Here is a 1,829-nt window from a genome sequence, read left to right on the forward strand (position 1 = left end):
GGCCAGTTCAGCTCGAGCGACATCGACCATGCGGCCACCGCGACCTGGTCGGCCAGTTCAGCTCGAGCGACATCGACCATGCGGCCACCGCGACCTGGTCGATCAATGGCTCGGCAACTGGAACCTACGGCTCGATCGCCGTCGACGGCAGCGGTCAGTGGACTTACACCTTGGCCAACGGCACCGACGGTGTCGCCAGTGCCGTGCAATCGCTGCAGGCCGGCGAGAGCCATGACGAGGTGTTCAGCATCCAGGTCAGCGATGGCCTCGGCGGCGTCGACACCCAGCAGGTGACCGTGACCGTCACCGGCAGCAACGATGCGCCGGTGCTCAGCTTCGCGAGCGGCAACGATGTCGGCGCCGTGCAGGAAGACACCACACTTAGCGTCAGCGGCCAGTTCAGCTCGAGCGACATCGACCATGCGGCCACCGCCACCTGGAGCATTGCCGGGTCCAATACCGGCAGCTACGGCTCGATCGCGGTGGACGGCACCGGTCAATGGACCTACACGTTGGCCAATGGCACCGATGGTGTCGCCAGTGCCGTGCAATCGCTGAAGGCCGGCGAGAGCCATAACGAAGTGTTCACCATCCAGGTCAGCGATGGCCTCGGCGGTGTCGACACCCAGCAAGTGACTGTCACCGTCACCGGCAGCAACGATGCGCCGGTGCTCAGCTTCGCGTCGGGCAATGAGGTGGGCGCGGTGCAGGAGGACACCAGCCTCAGCGTCAGCGGTCAGTTCAGTTCGGCCGACATTGATCATGCGGCCACCGCCACCTGGAGTATTGCCGGGTCCAATACCGGCACTTATGGCTCGATCGCCGTCGACAGCACGGGCCAGTGGACCTACACCCTGGCCAACGGCAGCGATGGCGTCGCCAGTGCCGTGCAATCACTGAAGGCCGGCGAGAGTCACGATGAAGTGTTCAGCGTGCAGGTCAGCGATGGCCTCGGCGGCGTCGACACCCAACTGGTGACCGTGACCGTCACCGGCAGCAACGATGCCGCAGTGCTGTCCTCGGCCAGCGTCACGCTGACCGAAACCAATGCTCCGCTGACCACCGGCGGCAGCCTGACCATCAGCGATATCGACAGCCCGGAAAGCTTCCAGGCGCAGTCCGGCACCGCTGGCGCCAACGGGGCCTTCGCCATCGATGCCGCGGGTAACTGGAGCTATACCGCCAACTCGGCCTTCGATGCACTCAATGTCGGCGACAGCCTGACCGACACCTTCGCGGTACTCAGTGCTGATGGCACCGAGACCTCGGTCAGCGTCACCATCAACGGCACTAACGATGCACCGGTAACCGACCTGAACGGTGGAAGCGCCGGCAACGACGCGACCGCAGCCTTCACCGAACAGACCTCCGTGCTGATCGCCCCGTCGGCGACCATTACCGACGTCGACTCGGCCAACCTGACCTCGATGACGGCGACGCTGACGGTGCGCCCTGACGGCAACACCACCGAGTCGCTATCGCTTAACGCGAGCGCCACTACCGCAGCGGCCGGCCTGACGGTCAGCTACACCACCAGCACCGGCGTGCTGTCGATCACCGGTTTGGCCAGCAAGGCCACATACCAGACGATTCTGGACGGCATCCTCTACAACAACTCCAGCAATACGCCGACCACTTCTGATCGGACGGTGAACGTTCTGGTCAGCGACGGCATCGACAGCAGCATCTCGCACAGCGTCACCATCGGCATCACCGCGCTCAACGACACGCCGGTGAACACGTTGCCGGCAAGCTACACGACGAATGAAGACGCCGCATTCAAGCTCAGCGGTCTGTCGGTGGCAGACGTCGACGCAGGCGCTGGCAAC

At 64.4% G+C, this 1,829-nt stretch carries 1 protein-coding gene; it reads left to right on the forward strand.

Annotated elements, in window-relative coordinates; all coding sequences use genetic code 11:
* On the forward strand, positions 1 to 1,829 hold a 1,829-nt coding region (locus AC1DIS_RS29945; RefSeq protein WP_477781297.1), incomplete at both ends, for a VCBS domain-containing protein.

Source organism: Pseudomonas sp. 05N433, from assembly GCF_056396925.1.